Annotated in this window: 4 protein-coding genes; all 4 read left to right on the top strand. The window is 70.1% G+C overall.

The window, feature by feature from the left end:
• Nucleotides 1-379 precede the first annotated feature (379 nt).
• Nucleotides 380-802 carry an ATP-binding protein gene (locus tag ABZ646_RS45130; RefSeq protein ID WP_360533180.1) on the top strand — a complete coding sequence of 141 codons (423 nt, stop codon included), beginning with the start codon at nucleotides 380-382 and terminating at the stop codon, nucleotides 800-802.
• A 247-nt stretch (nucleotides 803-1,049) separates the two neighbouring features.
• Entirely contained in the window at nucleotides 1,050-1,466 is a 417-nt protein-coding gene (locus ABZ646_RS45135; protein ID WP_360533183.1) for a hypothetical protein, read from the top strand.
• Between the two features lie 110 nt (nucleotides 1,467-1,576).
• Nucleotides 1,577-1,858 (top strand): Sec-independent protein translocase subunit TatA, encoded by a 282-nt coding sequence (gene tatA / locus ABZ646_RS45140; RefSeq protein ID WP_360533186.1) that lies wholly within the window; start codon nucleotides 1,577-1,579, stop codon nucleotides 1,856-1,858.
• A 200-nt stretch (nucleotides 1,859-2,058) separates the two neighbouring features.
• On the top strand, nucleotides 2,059-2,387 hold a 329-nt coding region (locus ABZ646_RS45145), incomplete at its 3' end, for a twin-arginine translocase subunit TatC (protein WP_360533189.1).

Raw genomic sequence — 2,387 nt, forward strand, 5'->3', positions numbered from 1 at the left:
CCTCAGCCGACTTGATGGGTGAGGACGCGGCCGGGGCGGGCTCTCCCTCTCCGGGTGGTCGGTTGACCGCCCTGGACGTTCCCGCGGGGCCGTCCGGAAGACCACGGGCGAGGGAACGAGCCGCCGGTGTCGGGTCCGGCCGAGTGCGGCATCGAGCCCTGGCAGAGGCGAGCGAGCTCAGCCTGGCCGCCGGCATGGACCTCACCCGCAAGAAGTCGGGCCAAAGGTGTGAACAGCTCGAACCGATCGGCATGTGTCGCCCGTGGAACTGAATGAGCGCGCCGCTTCAGGATCCGGGCCTACCGACAGCCTCAAAGTTGTTGGAGGTCACCCCCGTTCCGCTCTCCCCACATCCACAGAAGAGCCAGAAGCCATGTTTGTGACCGATTTCCCCAGCCCGAGTTCACTGCTCGGCCGGCCCTGCAGCCACGAGGCGCTCCTCACCCTGCCTGCGCAGGAGGCACATGTCTCCGCCGCTCGTCACTTCGCGGCCGATCTGCTGGAGACCTGGAGCGTGCCCGTGAGCGAGCGGGAGTCCGCCGTTCTCATCGTCGACGAACTCGCCGCCAACGCTGCCCGGTACGGCCGCGAGCGCATGACCCTGCTGCTTGTCCTCGACGACGGCACTCTGCACATCGTGGTCACTGACTCCGGCATGGAAGTGGACCGCCACCGTGCCGACATCGCCCCCGACGAACATGGCCGCGGCACCGGCATCGTCCAGTACCTCGCCCAGTCGACCGAGGTCCACCAGACACACGGTGGCCGCGAAGTCCGCGCCTGCCTGCGGTGCTCGCCATGACCAGGCCGGGCGTTCCGCGCGGCGGCCGCGGCGCCGAGGCGCCCGACGGCCCCGCCGCGTGGGCCCTCGCGACCCACAAGCCGCCCTCGCGACCCACAAGCCGTGCCCCGTCGACGACTGCCCCGGACCGGCTCAGGTGTCCATGCGGTCCCCGGCACACCCCTCGGCCCTTGATCACGACGACCACGACCACGACACGGTGCTGTGTCAACGCCGCGGCGCCGGCCGCACCGGCGGAGGTGTGAGCATGGACGTCACCCCGAACAGCGGCGAAGGCATCGGCGCCTCGCCCCCGCACGAGGCGTACGCGAATGCGCCGGACCTGCGCCGCGAGATGCACCGAATACTCGCTCTCGGGGCCGAACGCGACGGCCGCCAGGCCGGGCCGGTCACCGGCCACCCGGTCGATGCGACGGCAGCCGAACGCGCCTGGCTGCTACGACGGGCCGCCCTCATGGACCGGATGGCCCTCGATGACCCCGGCCCCGGCCCGGTCGCAGCCGCCGCAGAAACCGCCGAGCAACTCGTCCTGTACGACCGTCGCCATCCCGACCTGGTGGTCGGCCCGCATCACCCCGACGCGATCACCCTCGCCCCCAGCCACCGCCTCTACGTCCGCCAGGAGTACGCCGCCTGGACGGCCGCCGGGCGTCCCAGAACCTGAACAGACCGGATCCGACAAGGAGAAGGACTCATGACCCGCAAGGACATCCACACCCGGCACGCCCCCGCGGCAGGCATGAAGGCCGACATGTACGAAGGGATGGTCTGACCATGTTCCGCAATGCGCTGGAGCCCTGGCATGTGCTGATCCTGGTCGCCGTGGTGGTTCTGATCTTCGGTTCGAAGAAACTCCCTGACACGGCCCGGGCACTCGGCAAGTCCATGCGGATCCTCAAGAGCGAGACCGAGGCCCTGAAGGACGACGGCGCCTCGAACGAGCCACGCCCCGAGCCCGAGTCTGCACCGGAACCGCGGACGACCTCGGGCGCTCCCGGGGACACCGCCACCGCCCGCACCGCGCCCACGGACAGCACGACCGGCCTCCGAGAGTGACCCCGGTCCTGCCCGTGCCTGGTCCATCCCCGCACGAGACGCTGCCAGAGGCCTGCCGACCTGGGCCAACTGCCTCCCGGACGCGCTTCCGGCCGCAATCGGCGCCGTGGCGACTTAGCGCCCCACGGAGTGACGGAGGCGACCAAGTACTGACGCAGAGCCGGTAGTCCCCGGTCTGCCGCACGAGATGAGGACGTGGCGTGCCCCAGTCGGTCCGTAACAAGCAGAAGGATCCCGGGGGGCGCATGCCGCTCGCGGAGCACTTTCGTGAACTCCGTAACCGGCTCGCCAAGGCCGTCCTTGCCATCCTGGTCGTCACGATCGCCGCGGCCTTCTCCTACAAGGGTCTCATCGACTTCTTCACCAGGCCGGTGCTGGACTCGGTCGGCTGCCCGACGTCCTTCGCCGATCTGGCCAAGCAGACCGCGGACACCACCTGCGCGCGGGTCACGATCAACGGTCTGCACCTCAACCTGTCCCTCTGGCACGACGGAGAGCCGCTGTTCGGCCGGCCCTCGCCGCGCGCCCT

The organism is Streptomyces sp. NPDC007162 (genome assembly GCF_040634175.1).
Lineage (GTDB): Bacteria > Actinomycetota > Actinomycetes > Streptomycetales > Streptomycetaceae > Streptomyces.

Coding starts and splice junctions, on each gene's coding strand:
- ABZ646_RS45135 (WP_360533183.1), top strand. CDS start 1,050: ATGGACGTCACCCCGAACAGCGGCGAAGGCATCGGCGCCTCGCCCCCG.
- tatA (WP_360533186.1), top strand. CDS start 1,577: ATGTTCCGCAATGCGCTGGAGCCCTGGCATGTGCTGATCCTGGTCGCC.